Here is a 23588-nt window from a genome sequence, read left to right as displayed (position 1 = left end):
AAAAGAGAATATCTGGTGACGATGCCTAAATGGTTCCACCTGTACCCATACCGAACACAGTAGTTAAGCATTTAGAGGCCGAAAGTACTTGCATGGAGACGTGCTGGGAGGATAGGAAGTTGCCAGTTAAGAAAAAGCACTGAATACTTCAGTGCTTTTTTCTTTATCAAAATACAATTTAATAATGAGGTGAATGTTATGAATTTATTTCGAAAAAAAGACATTGCACATTTAGCACAAGATGCTGAAAAATCTGGATTTGTACGCAATTTAACTGCGTTTGATTTAGTTTTTTTAGGCATTGGTAGTGTTATTGGAACAGGTATTTTTGTATTAACCGGAGTAGGTGCAGCTTTATATGCAGGCCCTGGAATTGCTATTTCCTTTATATTGGCCTCGGTTGCTTGTGCTTTTGCTGGTTTGGCTTACGCGGAATATTCCTCAATGGTACCAGTATCTGGAAGTGCATATGCTTATACATACGCTTCATTAGGTGAATTTATGGCGTTTTTAGTAGGTTGGAATTTAATTTTAGAATATACAGTAACATGTAGTACAGTTGCAGCTGGTTGGTCTGGTTATGTAGTGGGTTTATTGACATCAGGTGGATTAAATTTATCTATAGATTTTTTAAAAGTTCCAGCAGAAGGTGGAATTATAAATCTTCCTGCAGTTTTTATTACTATGTTTTTATGTATTTTGTTGGTTAGGGGTACAAAAGAAAGTATTTTTATAAATCGCATTTTGGTTTTTGTAAAAATAGCAGTCATTTTTATTTTCTTATGTTTAGCTATTCCTAATATTGATGTTAGAAATTGGGATCCTTTTTTACCTTTTGGTTATCAAGGTATTGCCTCTGGTGCAGCAATTGTATTTTTTGCCTATATTGGTTTTGATGCTGTAGCAACATCAGCAGAAGAAGCCAAAAATCCTTCTCGAGATGTGCCTATTGGTATCTTAGGTTCACTTGCAGTTTGTACTTTATTATATTTTATTGTGGCAATGGTGTTGACTGGAATAGTGCCTTATACTCAATTAAATAATGCAGAACCTGTAGCTTATGCTCTTCGTGTCATTGGTTATCCTTTCGGTTCAGCCATTGTTGCAGTAGGTGCTATTTGTGGTATTACTACAGTATTACTTGTTTTATTATATGGTCAAGCACGTGTATTTTTCGCTTTGTCTCGTGATGGTATGATTCCAAAGGAAATTTGTAGAGTGCATAAGAAATATCATACACCATATTTAGTAACTATTGGTGGTTGTATTTTAGTTTCTTTGATTGCTGGATTTGTACCGATTAATGTAATTGCAGAAATGGCAAATATAGGTACTTTATCAGCATTTTTTATAGCTGGATTTGGGGTATTGTATTTGCGTATTACACGTCCTGAGATAAAAAGAGGTTTTAAATGTCCAGCAATTTACATTGTTGGGCCAATGGCTATGCTTAGTTGCGGTTATTTAATGTATAATTTGCCAGCCCTCACATGGATTAGATTTATTATTTGGTGTATTGTAGGTATTATTATTTATTTTGTATATAGTTATAAACATTCTTTATTAAATAAATAGAAGATTATCCATAAGAGATTAAAGAATTTACACTTTAATCTCTTATTTTTTTATAAAGTGTAATAAAAATTTTACAGCTGTAATAATATTATTACAGTTTTTGTAACAAAAATATTACAAAAATAATAGCTATAATAAAAAATACTTATTTATCAATATAAAATTTTTATATTTAATTTTGGCACGCGATTTGCATTATATATAAAGTGTAAATCAGAAATGATTATACATAGTCTTATAATAAATTTTTTCGACCTGAAGGAGGGTTTATATTATGATTATTAGTGTTATTAAAGAGATTAAAAACAATGAAAACCGTGTTGGCTTAACACCTGCGGGAAGTGAAGCTTTAATACGTGCAGGACACACTGTATTAGTAGAAAAATCTGCTGGTGTTGGCAGTGGTTTCCCAGATGAAGCTTATGTTGCTACTGGTGCTGAAATTGTTGAAAATACAAAAGAACTCTTTGATAGAGCTGATATGATTATTAAAGTAAAAGAACCATTACCTGCTGAATATGATTTATTCCATGAAGGTCAAATTCTATATACTTATTTACATCTAGCTCCAGAACCTGAACTTACAGCTGCTTTATTACGTCATAAAGTTGTTGGTATCGCATATGAAACAGTTAGAGGTAGAGATGGCCGTAGCTTACCACTTCTTTCCCCAATGAGTGAAATTGCTGGTCGTATGTCTGTTCAATTAGGTGCTCAGTTCCTTGAAAGTCAATATGGTGGACGCGGAGTATTATTAGGTGGCGTTAGTGGTGTTTGCCCAGGTCAAGTAGTAATCGTTGGTGGCGGTATCGTTGGTACAAATGCTGCAAAAATGGCAGTTGGTTTAGGTGCTAGAGTTACTATTATCGACCTTTCTATCGACAGACTTCGTTATCTTGATGATATTTTCCATGGCCGTGTAGTTACAGAAATGTCTAATAGCTACAATATTGCTAAATGGGTAGCAAGAGCTGACTTATTGATTAGTTCTGTACTTATTCCAGGTGCAAAAACTCCTATCTTAGTAACTGAAGATATGATTAAAACAATGAAACCTGGTTCAGTTGTTGTCGATGTTGCAATTGACCAAGGTGGCGCAGTTGAAACTTGCGATCATTGCACAACTCATGACAATCCAACATTTGTTAAACATGGTGTAACTCATTACTCCGTAGCAAATATCCCAGGTGCAGTATCCAGAACTTCTACTTTGGCATTGACAAACGCTACTTTGCCTTATGCTTTAGCAATTGCTAATAAAGGATATAAACAAGCTTGCCTTGACGATCCTGGTTTAATGCAAGGTATTAATACTATAGATGGTAAAGTAACATTTAAAGGCGTAGCAGAAGGTTTGAATTTACCTTATTATGATATTCACGAAATCTTAAAATAAAAAGCTAAGGCCTGGTTTTACCAGGCCTTTATTTTTGAAAAAATGAGAAAGTAAGGGATGTTTTCGTGTTGTAGAAAAAAAGGAGTGTTTTTTATGGATTTGTTCCGTAAGAAAGATATAGGTGCCTTGCGTTCAATGGCACAAAATTCAGGTCTTACAAGAAATTTAAGTGCGTTTGACTTAGTATTTCTAGGTATCGGTAGTGTTATTGGTACAGGGATTTTCGTATTAACTGGTGTAGGTGCAGCTTTATATGCAGGTCCTGGTATATCTTTATCCTTCGTATTAGCTTCTATCGCTTGTGCGTTTGCAGGTCTTGCTTATGCTGAATATGCTTCAATGGTTCCAGTAGCAGGTAGTGCATATGCTTATACATATGCATCATTAGGTGAATTTCTAGCATTTATTGTAGGTTGGAATTTGATTTTGGAATACACTGTTACTTGTAGTACTGTTGCTGCTGGTTGGTCAGGATATGTAGTAGGGCTTTTAGCTTCTGGCGGTATTGATTTACCAGTTGCTTTTACGAAAGTTCCTGAAGAAGGCGGTATTATTAATGTACCTGCTATTTTAATTACTATGTTCTTATGTATATTGTTGGTACGTGGAACAAAAGAAACTGTTATGATTAACCGTATTTTAGTATTTGTAAAATTAGCAGTTATCGTTATCTTCTTCGTATTGGCAGTTCCTAATGTTGACCCAACTAACTGGGATCCATTCTTACCATATGGTACACAAGGTATTTCAGCTGGTGCTGCGATTGTATTCTTTGCTTATATCGGTTTTGATGCTGTTGCGACTTCAGCAGAAGAAGCAAAAAATCCTTCACGTGATTTACCTATAGGTATCTTAGGTTCCTTAGGTGTTTGCGCTGTATTATACTTCTTCGTAGCTCTTGTATTAACAGGCGTAGTACCTTATACAGATTTAAATAATGCTGAACCTGTAGCATATGCTCTTCGTGTTATCGGCTATCCAATTGGTTCTGCTATTGTTGCCGTAGGTGCTATCTGTGGTATTACTACAGTATTACTCGTTTTATTATATGGTCAAGCACGTATTTTCTTTGCTTTATCTCGTGATGGTATGATTCCAGCAGGTATTTGCAAAATTCACAAATTATATAGAACTCCTTATTTAGTAACAATTGGTGGCTGTATTTTAGTATCCGTTATAGCTGGTTTTGCTCCTATTCATTTAATTGCCGAAATGGCAAATATTGGTACATTATCTGCATTCTTTATAGCAGGTTTTGGTGTTCTTTATTTGAGAATAAAACGCCCAGATATCAAACGTGGTTTCAAATGTCCTGCTATTTACTTTGTAGCTCCAATGGCTATGATTTGCTGTGGTTATTTGATGTATAATTTACCAATTCATACATGGATTCGTTTCGTAGTATGGTGTGGTATTGGTCTTGTTGTATACTTTGGCTATAGCTATAAACATTCTAAATTAGAATCTGGAAAATAATTTAATATAAAAAAGGTCTTACTTTATGTAAGACCTTTTTTTATGGCGTATTTTTATCAAAGCTTAAATTATATTCTTTCATTTTACGAATAACGCTAGTATGAGATAGACCAAGTGCTGCACCTAATTTGCGTGAAGAGGAAAATTTTTTCATTGCTTGTTGAAGAATATTTTTTTCTGTACGGCGAAGGGCCTCTTCTAAATTTAATGTAGAATATTCATTTAAATCATGTGTGCAACTAGTATTTTGCATTTGGTTAAATAAGATAATGTCTTCAGCAGTTATTTGTGAACCTTGAGCAACATTTATAGCACGTTCAATGATATTACTTAATTCGCGGACATTTCCAGGATAATCATAATTGGTAAGCTTTTCAAAAGCTTCTTGAGAAATGGATTTTATACTTGTATTAATATTATTTACTGTGGATTGGAAGAGATAATTTGCCAGTAAACGAATATCTTCTTTGCGTTCTCTAAGTGGCGGTAGATATAGTGGTATTACATTTAAGCGATAATATAAATCTTGGCGGAATAATCCATCTTTAACCATTTGTTCAAGATTGCAATTTGTAGCGGAAATAATGCGTACATTTATAGGAATTTCGCGGTTACCGCCAATACGGCGAACGCTATGTTCTTGAAGTACACGCAATAATTTTGCTTGGAGAGTGGAGGAGATATCGCCTATTTCATCAAGAAATAAAGTACCACCACTAGCTAATTCAAAAAGACCTAATTTACCACCTTTATTAGCTCCAGTGAATGTACCTTCTTCATAGCCAAATAATTCACTTTCAAGTAGAGTATCAGGAATAGCTGTGCAGTTGATAGCGAGAAAGATATTATCGCGACGAGGTGAAGCATTATGAATTGCTCTAGCAAATAATTCTTTTCCTGAGCCAGTTTCTCCACGTATGAGAATAGTAGAATTACTGCTAGCATAATGTTGAGCTGATAAAATTAATTTTTCCATAATATCACTTTGGTGAATAATATCTTTAAAACTAATAGAAGGCTGTCCTGTGATTTTTTGATATATTTGACGAACAGTTTCCATATCGCGAATGACAGCAACACCACCAGATAAATTATTATTTTCATCTAATAGTGGTTGACTGCTAACCATATAATGATTGTCATATTCTTCAGCATAAACTTCATGATGAAGATATTTTTTACCTGTTTGCAATGTTTTTAATAATAATTTGCAAAATGGTAAGGCTCGGGAAATATTTTGCCCTAAAATATCATCATTAGGAATTTTTAGAATTTTTACAGCAATTTTGTTGATATAGATGATATCGCCGTTTTTATCAGTGATAATAATACCTTCATTAATGGTATTGAAGACAATATCCATTTGTTGATATTTTTCATTATGAGGCATTAGCATAATGGATTTTATTTGAACAATACCAGATAATTTATGAAGCTCAGATAAGATTTTTTGCTCACCTTTATAAGATAAAGCTTCTGTTTCTAAATATGTAGTATTTTTAATAACTTCCATAGAGATAATATTTACATTATATTTGAGTAAAATTTTTGATATATCATAGACTAATCCATGGCGGTCTTTATTTTCAATACATATTTTCATAGATTATAAAGCACCTCTTGAGAAATGTTTAATTTAAATATGCTAAGAAATTTTATTTATTAAAACTTCTTAGCATATTGTAGGAGATTAACAAAATTAGTCTTCAATACCTTTGCGACCTTGGAGTCCTTGTTGATAATAGTGTTTTACTTCTTGCATATCAGTGACTAAATCAGCACGTTCACATAGCCATTGAGGAGCATATCGACCAGTACAAACTATTTCAATATCTGAAGGTATTTGATTTAAAACAAATTCTAAAGTTTCTTTAGTGATTAAGTCATAATACATAGCGACATTGATTTCATCAAGAATAATTAAATCGTAGTGAGTATTGTTTATTTCTTCAAGTAAATTTTTTAAACTGTCATTAACTAATTTTACATAATCTTTAGGTGGTTTACCTTCGGGATAAACTTGGAGCATATCTCCCCATTTTTTGATTTCTTCATCAGTCAACATACCTTCTTTAGCGATAAAATAAGGTTTGCCACTAGTTGTCAATTTCAATTGTGGGGCGAATTTTTGTAAAATAGCTTGTTCACTATAAGCTAAAGTTTTCATAAATTGGCAAAAATAAACTTTTTTATCAGCACCTAAACTGCGGATAGCAAGACCTATGGCTGCTGTAGTTTTACCCTTGCCATTGCCTGTATAAACTTGAAGCATATAATCATTTCCTTTTAGTTTGATTAAAATTCATCTTATGAAATTTATTTTTACTTAACGATTATCTACTTTATCTAAGCTATATAAATCATGATTTACAAAACGAGTTTGAGCTAATTGTTCATATTTTGTATCAGGGCGACCATAATTTGTATATGGGTCAATGGAGATACCGCCACGAGGTAAGAATTTTCCCCATACTTCAATATATTTAGGGTTCATGAGTTTAATTAAATCTTTCATGATGATATTTACTACATCTTCATGAAAATCGCCGTTATTTCTGAAGCTGAATAAATATAATTTTAAGGATTTACTTTCCACCATTTTTTCATCAGGAATATAAGAGATATAAATTGTACCAAAGTCTGGTTGACCTGTAATAGGGCAAAGTGTAGTGAACTCAGGGCAATTAAATTTTACCCAGTAATCATGGTCAGGGTGTTTATTATCAAATGTTTCTAATACATCTGGACGATAATTAAATTCGTATTTTACATTTTTTTGACCTAAAAGCGTAATGTCTTTAGTTTCTTCGCTAGTGCGCATCTATATACCTTCCTTTTAAATAATTAATCATTGCACGTATAAAAATAAAGTGATTAATAAATATTATATCATATTTATGAAATGATGTAGAAATATGGTTAAGTATTAAAACTTATAAGCTTGATTTACAAATTAGCAATAAAATAGAATATTATTACTTGACTAAAATACTTTTGTAGCAGTAAAATTGACATATTATCATAGATATTTTAAAATAATATCATATTTTTTACAAAATGTTTATTTAAAATATAATATTGTAAGATGGTAAAAGTATTATTAAATGATAAGTTCAATAAGGAGAACTTATATTTTTATTTTTAGGAGGCTTATTCGATGGAAAATCGTATTTACAATTTTAATCCTGGTCCTGCTATGCAACCTTTAGAAGTATTACAAGAAGCTCAAGCTGAATTTTTAAATTTTGCTAAAAGTGGAATGTCAATTATAGAAATCAGTCATCGTTCTAAACAATATGAACAAGTACATAATCAAGCAAAAGCAGATATAAAAGAGCTTATGGGTCTTGGTGATGATTATGAAGTATTATTCTGCCAAGGTGGAGCAAGTATGCAGTTTACTATGATTCCACAGAATTTTGCTGTTGATGGCAAAGTGGGTAACTATGTATTATCTGGTAGTTTTGCAACTAAAGCTTATGATGAAGCAAAACTTTTAAATCGTGGCTTTGTAGCAGCTTCTAGCAAAGATAGAGATTTTAAACATATTCCAACTCAAGATGAAATTAAATTAAGCGACAATGCAGCATATCTTCATTTATGCTACAATAATACAATTTATGGTACAGAATATCATTACATTCCAGAAACTGGCGATGTGCCTTTAATCGCTGATATGTCTTCTGATATGTTATCTCGTCCACTTGATTTTTCTAAATTCAGTTTAATTTATGCAGGCGCACAAAAAAATCTTGGCCCTGCTGGTGTTGTTGTAGTCGTTGCTCGTAAATCTTTCCTTGAAAATTCTCCAAAAGAAGTGCCAACAATGCTTCGTTATGATACTTATTTGAAGAAAAATTCCTTATATAATACACCTCCGGCATTTGGTATTTACATGGTAGGTAAGGTAGTAGCTTGGATAAAAGCAAATGGCGGTTTAGAAGCTATGGCGAAGAAAAATGCAGCTAAAGCTAAATTAGTTTATGATGCTATTGATAATAGTGAGGGTTTCTATGTTGGTCATGCAGATAAAGATAGCCGTTCTTTCATGAACGTTACTTTCCGCTTACCAAGTGAAGAATTAGAAGCTAAATTTGCTAAAGAAGCTTTAGAACATGGTTTAGGTGGCGTAAAAGGTCATCGTTCTGTTGGTGGTATGCGTACATCTATTTATAATGCAATGCCAATGGAAGGTTGCCAGGCTCTTGTTGACTTTATGGAAAAATTCCGCAAAGATAATAAATAAATTTAATAAAAAATCCTTAGTAGCTAAATCTAACTACTAAGGATTTTTTTATTTTGTATTTAAGGGAATATTTAAGTAAACAGGTTCTAATTCTTCTATTTTTATGCGACCGGCAGATAAATTAGTGATGTCTTTTAGAATATTTTCGCTGTCATTTTGGGCTAATAATAAAGTAAAGCTTACGATATCACTATAATCTTTATTTTGTATGCGGATTTCTTTTTGGTGGAGATAATTTTCAAAACTGCCTAGTAAATCATAATTTAAATCTAGTTTATAGCAATTAAAGATGGATTTTTTTACAATAGTGGAAACATCAAGTCCCAAGGTTACAGATTTTCCGTAGGCACGAATTAAACCGCCAGCACCTAATTTTATGCCACCAAAATATCTAGTAACGACAACGACAATATCACTTAATTCATTTTTTTTGAGTACTTCAAGCATAGGAGCGCCAGCAGTGCCACTAGGTTCGCCATCATCGCTTGATTTTTGGATTTCACTGCGTTCGCCGATAATATAAGCAGAACAGTTGTGGCGAGCATCAAAATGTTTTTTCTTTATGGACGAAATAAATTCTTGAGCTTCTATTTCTGTTTCTACATGTTTAATATAAGTTAAAAATCTGGATTTATTGATTTCCCATTCAGTAAAGTATTCGCCTTCGATTGTTTTATATTCAAGCATAATTTCACCTCAAAATAATTATAATATAAATAGCATGAAAATTTTTATAAGTTTTTTTCTTTTTGTATGGTAAAATGATGAATTTTATAGTATTATTTTTGTAATAAAAATAAATATACTTTAGAGTATATAAAATAATATAAGAAAGGTTGTGTTATTAAGGAGATGAACAACAAACCTATAATGAATAGGGGTCTGAAAAACAGACATATACAGCTTATTTCTCTTGGGGGAATTATTGGGAGCTGTTATTTTTTAGGTACTGGTTATGTATTAGAACAAGCAGGACCTGCTTCTATTTTAGCTTATTTATTGGGCGGAATAGTAGTATTATGCGTTATGCTATGTTTGGCTGAATTAGCGGTAGCTCAGCCTGTGTCTAGTTCTTTTGTCACGTATGCAAACGACCATATATCGCCTACATGGGCATGTGGTGTCGGTTGGGCATATTGGTTGAATTGGATTGTTTATGTACCTGCAGAGATGATTGCAGCGGGGATTATCATGAATCAATTTGTACCTGAGGTCAGTCAGTTATGGTGGGCTGTATCGTTTGGTCTAGTTGTTACCTTTATAAACCTATTCAGTGTAGGCAAGTTTGGTGAAAGTGAATTTTGGTTATCAATTATAAAAATAGTCGCATTAGTAGTTTTCAGTATTATTGCTTTTGCTATTTGTATGGGCTGGGCTGGTGAAACTGGCGAACCTATTGGAACAAAAATTTTATTAGGTAGTGGCGGTTTTGCTCCTCATGGATATTGGGCAATTATCATGACAATGGTAATTATCTTAGTTAATTTCCAAGGTTCAGAAATAATTGGCTTAGCTGCTGGAGAATGTAAAGATCCAGCAAAAAGTATTCCTATAGCAGTTCGCAATGTTACTTGGAGAATTATTGCTTTATATATAATACCAATTACTTTATTGATATCAATATTGCCATGGGACGAAGCAACTTTGACAGAAAGTGTATTTGCAGCAGCACTTCATCGTTATGGATTTGACTGGCTTGGATATATGTTTGCTTTTGTTATTCTTACAGCAGCAATTTCTTGCTCTAATTCAGGTCTATATGGTGCAGGCAGAGCATTACATGGACTTTCTCGACATAAAATGGCACCTAAATTTTTAGGTAAATTAAATCATAATGGTATGCCTCAAAATTCAATTATTGTATCTATTTGTGCTTGCTGGATTATAATTTTATTATATACTTTAGATACAAGTGAAACAGCATATACTTATTTATTAGCTGTTTCTGGATTTACCGGTGCTATGGCTTGGATTTCTATTTGCTGGAGTCAATATAATTTCCGCAAAAAAATGATGGCAGAAAATAGAGTATCTGAATTAAAATACAAAACTCCATTTTTCCCTTATGTAACTTTATTTGGAATTTGGGTACAAGTATTTTGTCTTATTGTAATTGCCTTTACTGATGATTTACGTTCTACTTTATATGCAGGTATTCCAATGATGGTAATACCGATGGTGATTTTTAAATTAAAACAGATAAAAGCTCACCGTGCAGAATTAGTTCGCAATAAAACAGAATTATAAATGATAAAGAAAAAAAGCTGTACATATTACATGTACAGCTTTTTTTATAATGGAACCTTTTTTATGATGATGTCTTCAACAGTCTTTTTTATACTGAAAATATCACTATTGAATGAAGCTTCAACAGCAGCAATAACAGCTCCTTCAACTAAAGGCGCATTAGCTATTTGAATTTTACTGATATCTTTATCATCTTCATCCATCATATCAATAACCATTTCAGTTGTTAATACAGAACTTCCTAAATCAGTAAGTATAAGAACTCCATCAGCTCCATTTACTTTTTCGATGGCAGATTTTATTTTTTTCATATCGGTGCCAAGTTTTCCATCTGATGTGCCTCCTGCGGCCATGATTTTCAATGCAGGGTCTGCCATTTGGAGAGCTAGCTCTTTAGTTCCATCTGCAATTAAAGAACTATGAGATACGATTACAATACCTATCACGAAGCACACCTCTATCCAAGTATAAATTAAGTTCTTAGATAATAATATGTTACTTGAGCCATAGTGTCAATCTATTAATACTATATTTTAGATAATATCTATAGATAAAGTATTGCATAAGATGTGAATAGGTGCCATAATTGATATTGAAGATATAATATATTATGGGAATTATTAATTAAATTATAATTGGAGGAAAAACTATGGTATTATCAATGCGTACTAAATTAAAGATTTTTGCAGCAGCAATATTATTAGTACTTGTTGTTATAGGTGGAGGCCTGGCATATTTTAATTTTTATGTAAAGACACCCGAATATACGCTAAAAGCTATACAAGAATCAATACAAAATCATGACGTAGATGAATTTAATAAGTATGTAAATGTTGATAATGTTGTAGCAGGTGTAACTAATAATATGCTAGATGGTATAATTGCATCGCAAACTAATTTGCCAGAAGAAGCAAAAGTAGCAATGAATAGTCTAGCTACAATGTTTAAAGCGCCAATAGTTGCTAGTTTACAAGAAGGTTTAAATAATTATGTAAAAACAGGTAGTTGGCAATCTGGAAACACAACAGCAGATGCTCAAGGTGCCATGATAAATTCAGATATGATATTAGAACAATCTGGATTGACTGATTTAACTTTTGAAGGAATTGATTATATCAATACAAATGAAGATAATGGTACAGCTGAAGCTGGTATAAAAGTAACTCAAAGTGAAATTAATCAGCCATTTGTATTTAAAGTGTCATTAGAAGAACAAGCAGATGGTTATTGGAAAGTTGTTAGTGTAGACAATTTTGCTGATTTTATCAAAGCTCTAGAAGATGGCAGAAAAGAATTCATAAAAGATTATTTGAGTCAAACAACTCTTATTATCATTGATAAAGAAAAGATTTTAACAGAAAATGAAGCAAATTTAAATGCAGCATTGAATTTAGGAACATTGGGTAGTAGTCAAACTAGAACTGATTTGAAAAACGATATTGAAAATAAAATATTACCTCAATTGAAAGAGTTACAAGAAGCATTACAATCTGTAGAAGTGCCAAAATCAGCAGAAACATTGCATAATTTGCGTTTAAAAGCATGTGAAAGCAAAATAGCTTATTATCAAGATTATGCTAATGGTTAGATAATAAAGATATAAAAACATTAAGAGAAGCTACAGATAATTTGAAAAAAGCTAAAACTATGGAATATGAAGCTAATTTGTTGACTAAACGAATTGAAGGACAAATAAAATAAAAAATAAAGCTCCTGATAGATATATGTAAATATTTCTATTGGGAGCTTTTTTCATAAAACTCTATTCTTGTTTAAATTATATAGATAATTTATAATTGGGAAGAGGTGATTTTAGTATGAAAAAAAATATTCAAGAAATGATTTTATTATATAATTTTACAGATGAATTACGCTTAATGGAAATAAAAACTTTATTAGAAGCGATGAAAATAAAAGTTATTACTGTAGATAAAGAAGAACATTATCAAAAAATTGGTTATTTATTTGGTTTAAAGGGATTTAACAAAGTACAGCCAACAAATGAAGAAGTGTTAAATTTTGAATATGAATTAATGATGTTTCATAATTTTACTAAACCTAGATTAGATAATGTCTTAAAAGCAATGCGAGAAAAAAATCTGCAAGTGCCTATTTGCAAAGCAGTTGTTACGACTTTTAATCGCTTTTGGAGTATAGCGCGTGTTTGTCATGCACTAGAAAAAGAACATTTAGCGATGCAAAAACAAGATGCATAAATATTGGTTTTAAAATGGAAAGGTGAATTTTGTTGGATAATAAAGAATCATTTAATAAAGTAGGGATATCTAGAAATGATGAACCTACAAGATTTTTAACTGAAGAAGAAATGGAGCAATTAGAGCAAGCTAGATTTAATTATGAAACTAAAGTAGAAAATACGCCAAAAACTACGGTTGAAAAAAATAATAAGATTAAAATAGAAGATATAGCTCCTGAAACGAAAACAAAGTTGACTATTTCTCAAAAAACTAAAAATGTTGCACAGACTGTAAAAAACGCTGTAAGAAAAATTCTCATAGTCGCTAGTTTTGTAATTGTAGCTATACTGGGATTTTATTTAGCTTTTTCTTGGAATATGCCTATTGATAGAGATGATGAAGAAGTAGTAAAAACTGAAGTGAGACAAGAATTAAAATTAGATGATAAAACAGATGAAAATAATCTTGACACTCAAGTAAGTGAAAAGGTAGAGACTTTTGAAGCAAAAGTAGATAAGGCAAAGCAAATTCTTGGTGGATTAGAAGAAGATATAGCACAAGATAAAGACTTAAAAGGAAATATAACTGATCTAAAAAATTCTACACAGGGCTTTTTAGATGAACATAGCGACGAGATAAGTATATTGAAATATAGATTAGAAAATTTAATAAATGAGTTTTTAAAATAAAAGGCAGATATTTTCTGCCTTTTTTATTTTGTATACAGTAAAACTATACAATACAATTTTATGCAGTAAAGTAAAAAAAGCCTAAAAATATGCTATTTTATTAGGTGTTGTTAATATGTAAATCTTAGTTTACTGCATAATAATTTTTAAATATACAAAACAGAATATTACAACTATTTTAAAAGCTTTTAAATATAAGGGTTTTGTTTAAAAGATAAGATTTATTTATTGTATAAATATATTGACATCGTAGTAATAAGTTTTTATAATGTATATTGCACTTTATTATAAAGGTACATTATAAAAATACGAATGTATTTATTTTGATGTGTTTTAAATAATTTATTGGAGGCGGTTATTGTGTGTAGAATAGGTTCTATAAAAAGTAAAGTTCCTGTTAGTCCGGCAAAAGCTTTAAAATTAATGATACCTCAACAAGAAGGTCATGATAACTCTGGATTTGCTATGGTTATGAAGGATTTATATGGTATTTTTTCCGATTATAAAGATAAGCCGTTACTTTCTTTAGCTTGTACTCAACGTGGTGCAGAAATGGTTGAAGAATATATGGACAGCCACAATTTTATTCAGTTGGCTGAATGGATTCCCGTCCCTGATAAACAACCAGGCTTAGATATTCAAGCTATGCCATATTATATATTCCGTAATTATGATTATCCTGAATATTACAAAGATAAATCAGAAGAAGAAAAAGGCGAATTGTTATTAGATACACGTTTAGCTCTTCGTAAAATATTAGAAGAATCAGGTAATGGTTTTGTATATTCATTTTGGCCAGATGTACTTACTTTAAAAGAAATTGGTGACCCTGCTGATATTGCTACATATTTCCATCTTTGGAATGAAAATGGCTGTTTACTTGCTAAAAATATTGTTGCTCAATGTCGTCAAAATACAAATTATGATATTGTACGTTATGCAGCACATCCATTCTTTTTACAAGGATATACTCTTTGCGCTAATGGTGAAAATACATTCTTTACTAAAAATAAAGAGTTCCAAAAATCTTTACATCGTGGATATATAGGTTTTGAATCAGACTCTCAAAATTTCTTATATACACTTCATTATGTTTTACATGAATTAAAATGGCCTATTGAATATTTTAAACATGTAATTACACCTCTTCCATTTGAAGAAATTGATAAACGTGAAGATAAAGAAGTATTAACAGCTATTCGTCAATCTTTAGCTAATTTAGAAATAAATGGACCAAATACAGTTATTGCTAATTTACCAGATGGCAGAATGATGACATGCTGTGATTCTAAAAAACTTCGCCCAGTTGTTGTAGGTGGCGATGAAAATATGGTAGCTATTGCTTCAGAAGTTTGTGGTATTAATGAAATATTGCCAAATAGAGATATGAGCAAAGATATTTATCCTAATGAACGTGAAGTTGTAGTAATTAACAATGACTTGGAGGTTCAAAGATGGAAACAGTAAAAACGCAAGATATAAGTACAAACGACCTTAATTGGAAAATTGAATATGATATGGACCGTTGCACTATGTGCGGTAGCTGTTTAGCAACTTGTACTTTTCAAGCAATTAAAGCAGATGTAATTCGCATAGATAAGACTACTTCTGATGGATTATTCCCTGATCCAAAACATACACATAAAGCAATTCCTGTTATAAAACAGGTAAAAACACTTGCAAATGCTTGTGTTGGTTGTGGTATGTGTGAAAAAGTTTGTCCAAATGGTGCTATTCGTCCAGTGAGAAATGCTGATACAAGAAAAACATTGCTTTCTCGTGATCATGGACCTATTAAACGTGGCGGACGTACAAATTTAAATGCACAAAGAACATTAGATAGTATTATTGTAGGTCGTATCAGTCAGATGACTGACCCTGCACTTGATTCTCAGCGTCATACTTTTGATATACGTTCTCCATTTGGTAGAGTATTACCAGCAAAAGATTTGCCTTTAAAAATGGAAAATGGCAAATTAGTTATGGAACATAAAGCACCACCAGTAAATTGGATTTATCCACTTATTTTCTCTGATATGTCCATTGGTGCTTTGTCTACAAGAGCATGGGAAGCTGTTGCTCTTGCTTGTGCTTATTTAAATGAAAAATGCAATATTCCAATTCGCATGAGTTCTGGTGAAGGCGGTATGCCAATTAAACTCTTAGAATCGGATTATTTAAAATATATGATTTTACAGATTGCTTCTGGTCACTTTGGTTGGAACCGTATTGTAAAAGCTCTTCCTAAAATGAAAGTAGACCCAGCAGGCGTTCTCATTAAAATTGGTCAAGGGGCAAAACCTGGTGATGGTGGTTTGCTTCCTGCAGCTAAAGTAGCAGAACATGTTCAGGCAATTCGTGGTGTACCAAAAGCTACACTTTCTTCTCCACCAAACCATCAAGGTTTGTATTCCATTGAAGAATCTGTACAGAAAATGCATTTATCCATGAACGCTGCTTTTGGTTTCAGAGTTCCTGTAGCTATTAAATGTGCTGCTTCAGCTACTTCTGTATCTGTATATAATAATTTACTTCGTGACCCTTATAAAATTTGTGGCGGTTTCTTCATTGATGGTATTCAAGGTGGTACTGGTGCTGCAAATGAAATTTCCTTAGACCATACAGGTCATCCAGTTGTTTCCAAAATTCGTGATTGCTATTTAGCAGCTGTTCAACAAGGTCTTCAAGGTCAAATTCCACTTTATGGTGGTGGTGGTATCGGTCTTACTGGTAATGCAGCAGCTGATGCTTTCAAAATGATGTGCCTTGGTGCAAATGGGGTATTCTGTGGTAAAATCTTAATTCAACTTTTAGGCTGTGTTGGTAATGAACATGGTCGTTGTAATTCCTGTAATACTGGTAAATGTCCAACTGGTATTTGTACACAAGACCCTCGCCTTGTTAAACGTCTTGATATTGATAAAGGCGCACAAAAAATCGTTGATTATGTCTTAGCTTTTGACCAAGAACTTAGAAAACTCATGGCTCCAATTGGTAACTCATCTCTTCCAATTGGTAGAAGTGATGCTCTTGTTTCTACAGATAAAGCTATTGCTGAAAAACTTGGCATTCAATATGTATGCTAATTAGTGAGGAGGATTTTTAAGATGTTTACTATAGATACTTTAGTTGGACATGAACGTATGTCCACACAAGATTTACTCCTTGCTATTGGTCAAGCTGTAGCTCAAGGAGAAACAGAATTTGAAATACATGCTTCTGGTCAACATGATATTGGTGGTCCATTATGGCATCCAGAAGGAAAAAAATTATTTTTCCATGTAACTAACGCAGGTCAACGTGTTGGTTGTATGTGTCTTGATAATACAGAAATCGTAGTAGATGAATCATCTTCTGCTGATGTTGGCTGGCTTAATGCTGGTGGTAAAATCACTGTTCGCGGTGATGCTGGTGATACAGCTGGTCATTGTTCTGCTGGCGGTAAAATTTATATCGGTGGTAGAGCAGGTACTCGTTCTGGTTCACTTATGAAACATGACCCACTTTATGAAGAACCACAATTATGGGTATTAAAAAATGTAGGTTCATTCTCCTTTGAATTCATGGGTGGCGGTAAAGCTGTTGTCTGCGGTGTAGATAGTGAAGAATTTGCAAGTGTACTCGGCGAACGTCCATGCGTAGGTATGGTAGGCGGTACAGTATATTTCCGTGGAAAAATAGATGGTTATCCAGCAGATATTCGCTTGAAAGATTTAACAGATGAAGATATTGCATTTTTAGATAATAATATGGACGAATTCTTGGAATCCATCGGTAGAACAGAACTTCGCAGTGAATTATCTGATTGGCAACAATGGCATAAACTTGAACCATTAACTTTTGCAGAAAAACAAGCTATTGCTGATAAACAACCAGATATAAAATCCTTCCGTCAAAATGAATGGATAAAAGGTGGTATGTTCAGTGATGTTGCTGTAGATGATTTTGCTGTAAATCCTACAGTTGTAACAGGAACATATCGTCAAAGAGTTCCTTATTGGGAAAATGCAAAATTTGCAGCTCCTTGTGAATTTAGTTGTCCATCAAATATACCAACTCAAAAACGCTATAACTTAATTCGTCAAGGTAAATTAGAAGACGCAATTAAACTCGTATTAGAATATACACCATTCCCAGGTTCTGTTTGTGGTAGTGTTTGCCCTAATCCTTGTATGGAAGGCTGTACTCGTGGTGGCATTGATGAAGCTGTACAAATCGGTCAACTTGGCTATTTATCAGCTTTTACAAAAGTTGATGCACCAAAAGTTAAAACTGGCAAAAAAATCGCCGTTATCGGTGGTGGGGTAGCTGGTTTATCTGCTGCATGGCAACTTGCTCGTAAAGGTCATGATGTAACTGTTTATGATGATGATAAACATATGGGCGGTAAGCTTGAACAAGTTATTCCTCGTGCTCGTTTATCTCATGAATTATTACAGTCTGAACTTAAACGCATTGAAGATATGGGCGTTAAATTTGTACCAGAATGCAAAGTTGATGCTGATAAATTTGCTCAAATTAAAAATGATGCAGATGCTGTTGTTGTAGCAACAGGTGGTCATAAATCTCGTTTCTTTAACTGGGAAGGTAAAGAAAAACTCGTCATGGGTCTTCAATTCTTGAAAGCAGTAAATCGCGGTGATAATCCAAAAGTTGGTAAACATGTAATCGTTATTGGTTGCGGTAATGCCGGCATGGATACAGCTCGTGGTGCTTATGATATGGGTGCAGAAACTGTTACTTGTATCGACGTACAAAAACCAGCAGCTTTTGATGAAGAAATTGAATATATTGAAAGCCGTGGCGGTAAATTAGTTTGGCCATTTATGACAACAAAAATCACTGACGAAGGTATCTATGATGATAAAGGTCGTTTCATTCCAGGTGATATGGTTATGGTATCAATCGGTGAAGCACCTATTCTTGATTATTTACCACAAGATGATAGCATTAAAAAATTCCGTGATTGGGTTGTACCAAATAAAGACAATTCTATTTTAGATGGAGTATTTGTAGCAGGGGACGTAATCAAACCTGGTCGTTTAACTGATGCTATCGGTTCAGGTCAAAAAGCAGCTTATTATGCAGATGCTTATGTGATGAATAAAGAAGTAGAAGCTTTCCCTGAAAAACAACAAGTAAATAAAGATACTTTAGCTAAAGCTTATTTTGATAAATGTCATCATTGCAATCTTGGCGAACCAGCAGATGATGTAAATCGTTGCATTAGTTGTGGTACTTGCCGTGATTGTGAAACTTGTATGCAATCTTGTCCAGAAAAAGCAATTACACGTATTCAACATTTAGATGGTAGCTTTGAATATGTATCTGATGCTAAAAAATGTATCGGTTGTGGTATTTGTGCAGGCGTTTGTCCTTGCGGTATTTGGACATTAAAAAATAATCCAGAAGAAATAAAAATGTATAGAACAAAAGCTGAATAAGCTGATAAATAAAAAGCTATCTGTTATTAAACAGGTAGCTTTTTTATGGAGTTTATTAAATCATATTATAGAAAAAGAAGTGAATAAAATGAGAAAATCATTAATGGCGAAGTTTTTGATTTTATGTATATTATTGATAGTAGGAGCAGTATTTCATATTTTAAATGTGCCAGAACTCATAGAAGAATTTGTAAAATTTATAGCTGTAATTGTTGTACTTATCATGATAAAACAAGTTTTTGATTATCTGCATGGAAAAAGAGAATGATATTATTTAAAATATAAAGGATTTTCAAAGAAAATTGTGGAACTAAAATAACATAGATAAGGAGGGTTATATAATGACTAATGAAGTTATAAAAGCTATGATTGAAAGACGTTCTTGTCGTAAATTTAAAGCTGAGCAAATAAAAGATGAAGAGTTACAAGCTATATTAGAAGCGGGTAAATATGCAGCTACGGGTAAAGGATTGCAATCTCCGAAAATGGTAGTTATCCAAAATCCTGAAGTAATTGCAAAATTATCTAAATGGAATGCTGACATTATGGGAGTAACATCTGACCCATTTTATGGAGCACCTACAGTGATTTTAGTTTTAGCTGATGCAACAAGAACTACAGCTGTTCAAGATGGTTCACTTGTAATGGGAAATTTAATGCTTGCAGCTCATAGTATAGGTGTTGCTTCTTGCTGGATTAATAGAGCAAAAGAAGAATTTGCTACAGAAGAAGGTAAAGCATTATTGAAACAATGGGGTATTGAAGGTGATTATATCGGTGTTGGACATTGTGTATTAGGATATCCAGCAGTTGATTTACCAAAACCTGCTCCTCGTAAAGATGATTATGTAGTTTTTGTTAAATAAGCATAATATAGATAGATTTCAAGGTATTTAATGGACTTTTTATAGACATTAAATACCTTTTTTATTTGACAGAAGTTGATTTTTGGAGTATCATATAAGCTAATACTTGTAAATGTGTAAACATTATATATACTTAAATATCTTATTTTATAAGATGAAACTTTATTTTACATATTTTAAATGCATTTATAATATAGTTTTTATGGTGGACTTATAGTTTTTATGGAGGGATTAAGATGAAGACATTAGAAGCAATCAGTAATTTTATATCGAAATATATGGCGGCTTTTGTTATTATCGTGGCTGCAATTGCTTTGTTTATGCCATGGACTTTTACCTGGTCGGCGAAATATGTTACATATTTATTAGGCATTGTCATGTTTGGTATGGGTATGACTTTGCGTTTTGAAGATTTTAAATTAGTATTTAAACGTCCTAAAGATGTATTTATTGGGGCACTTGCTCAATTTACTATTATGCCAGCACTTGCTTGGGTTTTAGCAACATTATTTCAATTACCACCAGAACTTGCAGTTGGTGTAATTTTGGTAGGTACTTGCCCAGGCGGAACATCTTCAAATGTTATGACTTATTTAGCACGTGGTGATGTAGCATTATCCGTATCTATGACAATGACAACTACAATTTTGGCGCCAATTGTTACACCTATTCTCAGTTGGTGGCTCGCTGGTGCATGGATTGATATTTCTTTACAAGCAATGATGATTTCTATTATTCAAGTAGTAGTAGTACCTATTGCTTTAGGTATCATCATCAATAAATTTTTTGGCGATTTTGTACGCAAGGCTATAAAATTATTACCACTTATTTCTGTAATTGCTATCGTTTTAATCGTAGGTGGCGTAGTATCTGTTAGTGCACAAAAAATAATGGAAACTGGCTTGCTCATCATGGCTGTAGTTATTTTGCACAATATGTTAGGTTATGCTTTAGGTTTTGCTATTGCTAAAGCTTTAAAAATGGATATGGCTAAATCAAAAGCAATTTCTATTGAAGTAGGTATGCAAAATTCAGGGCTTGCAACATCTCTTGCTATGATGCACTTTGGTGCAGTAGCAGCTATACCAGGAGCAATCTTTAGTGTATGGCATAATATTTCTGGTTCTTTAGCAGCAAATTATTTAGCTGGAAAAATGGATAAAGAAGAAAAAGCAGTTGCTAATAAATTAGTAGAAAATTGATTTAGATTATAAAGTGATAAATCATATCTTGCAGGTAAATATTGAATATGCTATATTATTAGTAATGATTACTTACTCGCAAGGGGAGTAGCTGAACGATTGATATCGTCAATACGAGTTTATCTCCGGTACAATCGACATTTAATATGTAAGCAAGACCTTGTTTCCTAGGCTGATGTTTTAGGAAGCAGGGTCTTTTTTTATATCATCAATATGATACAAATTAATTTAGAAAGAAGCGATGAATAAGTGGAAGGCATGTTTTCTGCGGCATGGTTTGCAGCTCTAGGAAGTATTTTGTTATTGGATTTAATTTTAAGTGGCGATAATGCTATTTTAATAGCTATGGCATGTAAAAGACTTCCTGATAAACAGAAATTGAAAGCCATGATAATTGGTTGTATGGGAGCTGTAATAATTAGAGTATTATTAACTTTATTTGCTACAGAATTGTTAGGTTTACCATACTTACAATTTATAGGAGGAATTCTTCTATTATATATAGCAGTTAAATTGTTGACTGACCATGGTGATGACAAAGCCGGTGATAAACAGCCGACTACTTTGATGGCTGCAGTAAGAACTATTATTATTGCAGATTTTATCATGAGTTTAGATAATGTATTATCTTTAGCAGGCGTAGCTAATATGGTTCCAGAAGGAAAATGGAGTTTAATTATTTGTGGTTTGATGATTAGCTTGCCAATAGTATTATGTGGTGCGCAATTATTTTTAATGATAATGAAAAAATTACCAGGTCTTGTTTATGTAGGTGGCGGTATTTTAGCTTATACTGCTGCTGAAATGATGGTAATGGATAGAGTTATTGGTGTTTATTTAGTGGAATGGAGTTTGATTATTAAAGTTGTATTGGTGTTAATGATATTGAGTTTTGGTTGGTTTAAAAATCATAAAAGTTGTAATTGTTAACAGAACTTTAGGAGGAAATTATTTATGAATATGTTAAAAACGACGTTATTGATGGCGGCGTTAACAGGTATATTGATTGCTATTGGTGGTGCAATTGGCGGCAGCACAGGCGCTGTGGTTATGTTTGTTATCTCTTTAGGATTGAATTTCTATACTTATTGGAATAGCGATACTATGTGTTTAAGAGCATATAATGCTAGAGTGATAACACGCGAAGAAGCACCTAATCTATATGATTTAGTAGAAAGATTGGCAGAAAGAGCACAACTTCCTATGCCAAGAGTAGCTATTATCGAAGCTGATGAGCCAAATGCTTTTGCTACAGGTAGAAATCCAGAACATGCAGCTGTAGCTGTAACTACAGGAATTATGCGAGCACTTACTTATGAAGAATTAGCAGGAGTTATCAGCCATGAGCTTGCCCATGTAAAACATCGTGATACATTGATTGGAACAATAGCAGCTTCTATTGCAGGTGTGATTTCTATGATAGCGAATATTGCTCAATTTGCAGCTATTTTTGGTAGCAATAATGATGATGAAGAAGGTTCTAATCCATTAGTATTGATGGCAACAGCTATTATAGCTCCTATTGCTGCTGCAGTAATTCAGATGGCTATTTCCCGTACGCGAGAATATGATGCAGATGCTGAAGGTGGCCGTATTTGTGGAAATCCGCTTTATTTAGCAAATGCCTTGGAAAAAATAGAGCATTATGCTAAATATGGAGAAATACCAAATGCGAAACCAGAAACTTCTCATATGTTTATTATTAATCCTTTAGCCGGCAAAGGAAAATCTATAGCAAATCTATTTAGTACACATCCATTGACTGAAGATAGAATAGCGAAACTTCATGAGCAAGCTAGTCAGCAAGGTATTACAACAGTTTAATAAAATCTGTAAAGTTAATAGATATCAATATGAGATGGCATACTATTTATTTAGTATGCCATCTTTATTTTTATTGAAAAATAAAGGATTTTGATACATTTTATAAGTGATTTATAAAATTTTTATTAAAAAATGTAAAAAAATCACAAAAAAGATGTTGACAAAGTGATTTATAGTAGATATAATAATTAAGCACTCAACGAGAGGGCAACTCAAAAGAAGAAAATTGTTAAAAACAAAAAATAAATTAAAAAAAGTTCTTGACAAGATAAACTTCTTGAGTTAAGATATACAAGCTGACTTTTGAAGCCAGCAGGAAATGTTCTTTGAAAACTAAACAATGCACAATATGTTTTCTAACATAAACGAATGTGCGGTATCTGCTTTTTATAGCAGATTACCTAATAAATTCTTTTTAAACAGAT

At 32.7% G+C, this 23588-nt stretch carries 21 protein-coding genes and 1 rRNA gene; 17 read left to right on the top strand and 5 right to left on the bottom strand.

Annotation, left to right across the window (positions count from 1 at the left end; all coding sequences use genetic code 11):
- Positions 1-11: 11 nt before the first annotated feature.
- From rrf to F553_RS0109195, 4 genes are all read left to right on the top strand, one after another.
- Positions 12-128 (top strand): 5S ribosomal RNA (gene rrf / locus F553_RS0109210).
- Between the two features lie 70 nt (positions 129-198).
- Positions 199-1575, top strand: a complete 1377-nt coding sequence (locus F553_RS0109205) for an amino acid permease (RefSeq protein ID WP_018999872.1) — start codon at positions 199-201, stop codon at positions 1573-1575.
- 274 nt (positions 1576-1849) lie between these two features.
- A complete protein-coding gene (gene ald / locus F553_RS0109200) occupies positions 1850-2971 on the top strand; it encodes an alanine dehydrogenase (protein WP_008540231.1) in 1122 nt (373 codons plus the stop codon).
- 93 nt (positions 2972-3064) lie between these two features.
- Complete coding sequence (locus F553_RS0109195; protein WP_018999871.1) at positions 3065-4447, top strand: amino acid permease; 1383 nt, start codon at positions 3065-3067, stop codon at positions 4445-4447.
- Positions 4448-4487: 40 nt separating this feature from the next.
- Here F553_RS0109195 and F553_RS0109190 read toward each other — a convergent pair whose 3' ends face one another.
- The 3 genes from F553_RS0109190 to queF all read right to left on the bottom strand — a co-directional run bounded on the left by F553_RS0109190 (position 4488) and on the right by queF (position 7268).
- Positions 4488-6050 carry a sigma 54-interacting transcriptional regulator gene (locus F553_RS0109190; protein ID WP_018999870.1) on the bottom strand — a complete coding sequence of 521 codons (1563 nt, stop codon included), beginning with the start codon at positions 6048-6050 and terminating at the stop codon, positions 4488-4490.
- Between the two features lie 96 nt (positions 6051-6146).
- On the bottom strand, positions 6147-6719 hold the full coding sequence (locus F553_RS0109185) for a cob(I)yrinic acid a,c-diamide adenosyltransferase (protein ID WP_008540234.1): 573 nt from the start codon (positions 6717-6719) through the stop codon (positions 6147-6149).
- A 54-nt stretch (positions 6720-6773) separates the two neighbouring features.
- Positions 6774-7268: a preQ(1) synthase gene (gene queF / locus F553_RS0109180; RefSeq protein ID WP_008540235.1), complete on the bottom strand. Its 495-nt coding sequence runs from the start codon at positions 7266-7268 to the stop codon at positions 6774-6776.
- Positions 7269-7604: 336 nt separating this feature from the next.
- On the opposite strand from queF, the gene serC reads away from it, so the two are divergent.
- Positions 7605-8693, top strand: a complete 1089-nt coding sequence (gene serC, locus F553_RS0109175; protein ID WP_018999869.1) for a 3-phosphoserine/phosphohydroxythreonine transaminase — start codon at positions 7605-7607, stop codon at positions 8691-8693.
- A 48-nt stretch (positions 8694-8741) separates the two neighbouring features.
- Here the strand turns inward: serC and F553_RS0109170 are convergent, their stop codons facing one another.
- Entirely contained in the window at positions 8742-9380 is a 639-nt protein-coding gene (locus tag F553_RS0109170) for a YigZ family protein (RefSeq protein WP_018999868.1), read from the bottom strand.
- A gap of 183 nt (positions 9381-9563) precedes the next feature.
- Between F553_RS0109170 and F553_RS0109165 the strand changes: the two genes are divergently transcribed.
- Positions 9564-10940, top strand: coding sequence for an amino acid permease (locus F553_RS0109165; protein ID WP_018999867.1), 1377 nt, complete (start codon positions 9564-9566; stop codon positions 10938-10940).
- Positions 10941-10984: 44 nt separating this feature from the next.
- Here the strand turns inward: F553_RS0109165 and dhaM are convergent, their stop codons facing one another.
- Positions 10985-11386 (bottom strand): dihydroxyacetone kinase phosphoryl donor subunit DhaM, encoded by a 402-nt coding sequence (dhaM, locus tag F553_RS0109160; RefSeq protein ID WP_018999866.1) that lies wholly within the window; start codon positions 11384-11386, stop codon positions 10985-10987.
- A gap of 203 nt (positions 11387-11589) precedes the next feature.
- On the opposite strand from dhaM, the gene F553_RS12125 reads away from it, so the two are divergent.
- From F553_RS12125 to htpX, 11 genes are all read left to right on the top strand, one after another.
- Entirely contained in the window at positions 11590-12528 is a 939-nt protein-coding gene (locus F553_RS12125) for a DUF2939 domain-containing protein (protein WP_018999865.1), read from the top strand.
- A gap of 229 nt (positions 12529-12757) precedes the next feature.
- On the top strand, positions 12758-13156 hold the full coding sequence (locus F553_RS0109150) for a DUF3783 domain-containing protein (RefSeq protein WP_018999864.1): 399 nt from the start codon (positions 12758-12760) through the stop codon (positions 13154-13156).
- A gap of 32 nt (positions 13157-13188) precedes the next feature.
- Positions 13189-13827, top strand: coding sequence for a hypothetical protein (locus F553_RS0109145; protein ID WP_018999863.1), 639 nt, complete (start codon positions 13189-13191; stop codon positions 13825-13827).
- Positions 13828-14187: 360 nt separating this feature from the next.
- Positions 14188-15294 (top strand): class II glutamine amidotransferase domain-containing protein, encoded by a 1107-nt coding sequence (locus F553_RS0109140; protein ID WP_018999862.1) that lies wholly within the window; start codon positions 14188-14190, stop codon positions 15292-15294.
- Positions 15282-16913 carry a glutamate synthase-related protein gene (locus F553_RS0109135; RefSeq protein ID WP_018999861.1) on the top strand — a complete coding sequence of 544 codons (1632 nt, stop codon included), beginning with the start codon at positions 15282-15284 and terminating at the stop codon, positions 16911-16913. The genes F553_RS0109140 and F553_RS0109135 overlap by 13 nt, the downstream gene beginning before the upstream one ends.
- 21 nt (positions 16914-16934) lie before the next feature.
- Positions 16935-19271 carry an FAD-dependent oxidoreductase gene (locus F553_RS0109130; RefSeq protein WP_018999860.1) on the top strand — a complete coding sequence of 779 codons (2337 nt, stop codon included), beginning with the start codon at positions 16935-16937 and terminating at the stop codon, positions 19269-19271.
- 88 nt (positions 19272-19359) lie between these two features.
- Positions 19360-19539: a hypothetical protein gene (locus tag F553_RS11840; RefSeq protein WP_018999859.1), complete on the top strand. Its 180-nt coding sequence runs from the start codon at positions 19360-19362 to the stop codon at positions 19537-19539.
- 73 nt (positions 19540-19612) lie between these two features.
- On the top strand, positions 19613-20137 hold the full coding sequence (locus F553_RS0109120; protein WP_018999858.1) for a nitroreductase family protein: 525 nt from the start codon (positions 19613-19615) through the stop codon (positions 20135-20137).
- 236 nt (positions 20138-20373) lie between these two features.
- Positions 20374-21339 (top strand): bile acid:sodium symporter family protein, encoded by a 966-nt coding sequence (locus F553_RS0109115; RefSeq protein WP_008540251.1) that lies wholly within the window; start codon positions 20374-20376, stop codon positions 21337-21339.
- 258 nt (positions 21340-21597) lie between these two features.
- Positions 21598-22269 carry a YjbE family putative metal transport protein gene (locus F553_RS0109110; RefSeq protein ID WP_018999857.1) on the top strand — a complete coding sequence of 224 codons (672 nt, stop codon included), beginning with the start codon at positions 21598-21600 and terminating at the stop codon, positions 22267-22269.
- A 24-nt stretch (positions 22270-22293) separates the two neighbouring features.
- Entirely contained in the window at positions 22294-23163 is an 870-nt protein-coding gene (gene htpX / locus F553_RS0109105; RefSeq protein ID WP_018999856.1) for a zinc metalloprotease HtpX, read from the top strand.
- Positions 23164-23588: the final 425 nt, after the last annotated feature.

It is taken from the genome of Megamonas rupellensis DSM 19944 (assembly GCF_000378365.1).
Classification (GTDB): Bacteria; Bacillota; Negativicutes; order Selenomonadales; family Selenomonadaceae; genus Megamonas; species Megamonas funiformis.
The sequence above is the reverse complement of the archived record's forward strand: the minus strand, read 5'-3'. Positions and strand labels throughout refer to the sequence as shown.

Coding starts and splice junctions, on each gene's coding strand:
- F553_RS12125 (WP_018999865.1), top strand. CDS start 11,590: ATGGTATTATCAATGCGTACTAAATTAAAGATTTTTGCAGCAGCAATA.
- F553_RS0109135 (WP_018999861.1), top strand. CDS start 15,282: ATGGAAACAGTAAAAACGCAAGATATAAGTACAAACGACCTTAATTGG.
- serC (WP_018999869.1), top strand. CDS start 7,605: ATGGAAAATCGTATTTACAATTTTAATCCTGGTCCTGCTATGCAACCT.
- F553_RS0109165 (WP_018999867.1), top strand. CDS start 9,564: ATGAATAGGGGTCTGAAAAACAGACATATACAGCTTATTTCTCTTGGG.
- F553_RS0109110 (WP_018999857.1), top strand. CDS start 21,598: ATGTTTTCTGCGGCATGGTTTGCAGCTCTAGGAAGTATTTTGTTATTG.
- F553_RS0109205 (WP_018999872.1), top strand. CDS start 199: ATGAATTTATTTCGAAAAAAAGACATTGCACATTTAGCACAAGATGCT.
- F553_RS0109195 (WP_018999871.1), top strand. CDS start 3,065: ATGGATTTGTTCCGTAAGAAAGATATAGGTGCCTTGCGTTCAATGGCA.
- htpX (WP_018999856.1), top strand. CDS start 22,294: ATGAATATGTTAAAAACGACGTTATTGATGGCGGCGTTAACAGGTATA.
- F553_RS0109185 (WP_008540234.1), bottom strand. CDS start 6,719: ATGCTTCAAGTTTATACAGGCAATGGCAAGGGTAAAACTACAGCAGCC.
- F553_RS0109130 (WP_018999860.1), top strand. CDS start 16,935: ATGTTTACTATAGATACTTTAGTTGGACATGAACGTATGTCCACACAA.
- F553_RS0109190 (WP_018999870.1), bottom strand. CDS start 6,050: ATGAAAATATGTATTGAAAATAAAGACCGCCATGGATTAGTCTATGAT.
- F553_RS0109115 (WP_008540251.1), top strand. CDS start 20,374: ATGAAGACATTAGAAGCAATCAGTAATTTTATATCGAAATATATGGCG.
- F553_RS0109170 (WP_018999868.1), bottom strand. CDS start 9,380: ATGCTTGAATATAAAACAATCGAAGGCGAATACTTTACTGAATGGGAA.
- queF (WP_008540235.1), bottom strand. CDS start 7,268: ATGCGCACTAGCGAAGAAACTAAAGACATTACGCTTTTAGGTCAAAAA.
- ald (WP_008540231.1), top strand. CDS start 1,850: ATGATTATTAGTGTTATTAAAGAGATTAAAAACAATGAAAACCGTGTT.
- F553_RS0109150 (WP_018999864.1), top strand. CDS start 12,758: ATGAAAAAAAATATTCAAGAAATGATTTTATTATATAATTTTACAGAT.
- F553_RS11840 (WP_018999859.1), top strand. CDS start 19,360: ATGAGAAAATCATTAATGGCGAAGTTTTTGATTTTATGTATATTATTG.
- F553_RS0109120 (WP_018999858.1), top strand. CDS start 19,613: ATGACTAATGAAGTTATAAAAGCTATGATTGAAAGACGTTCTTGTCGT.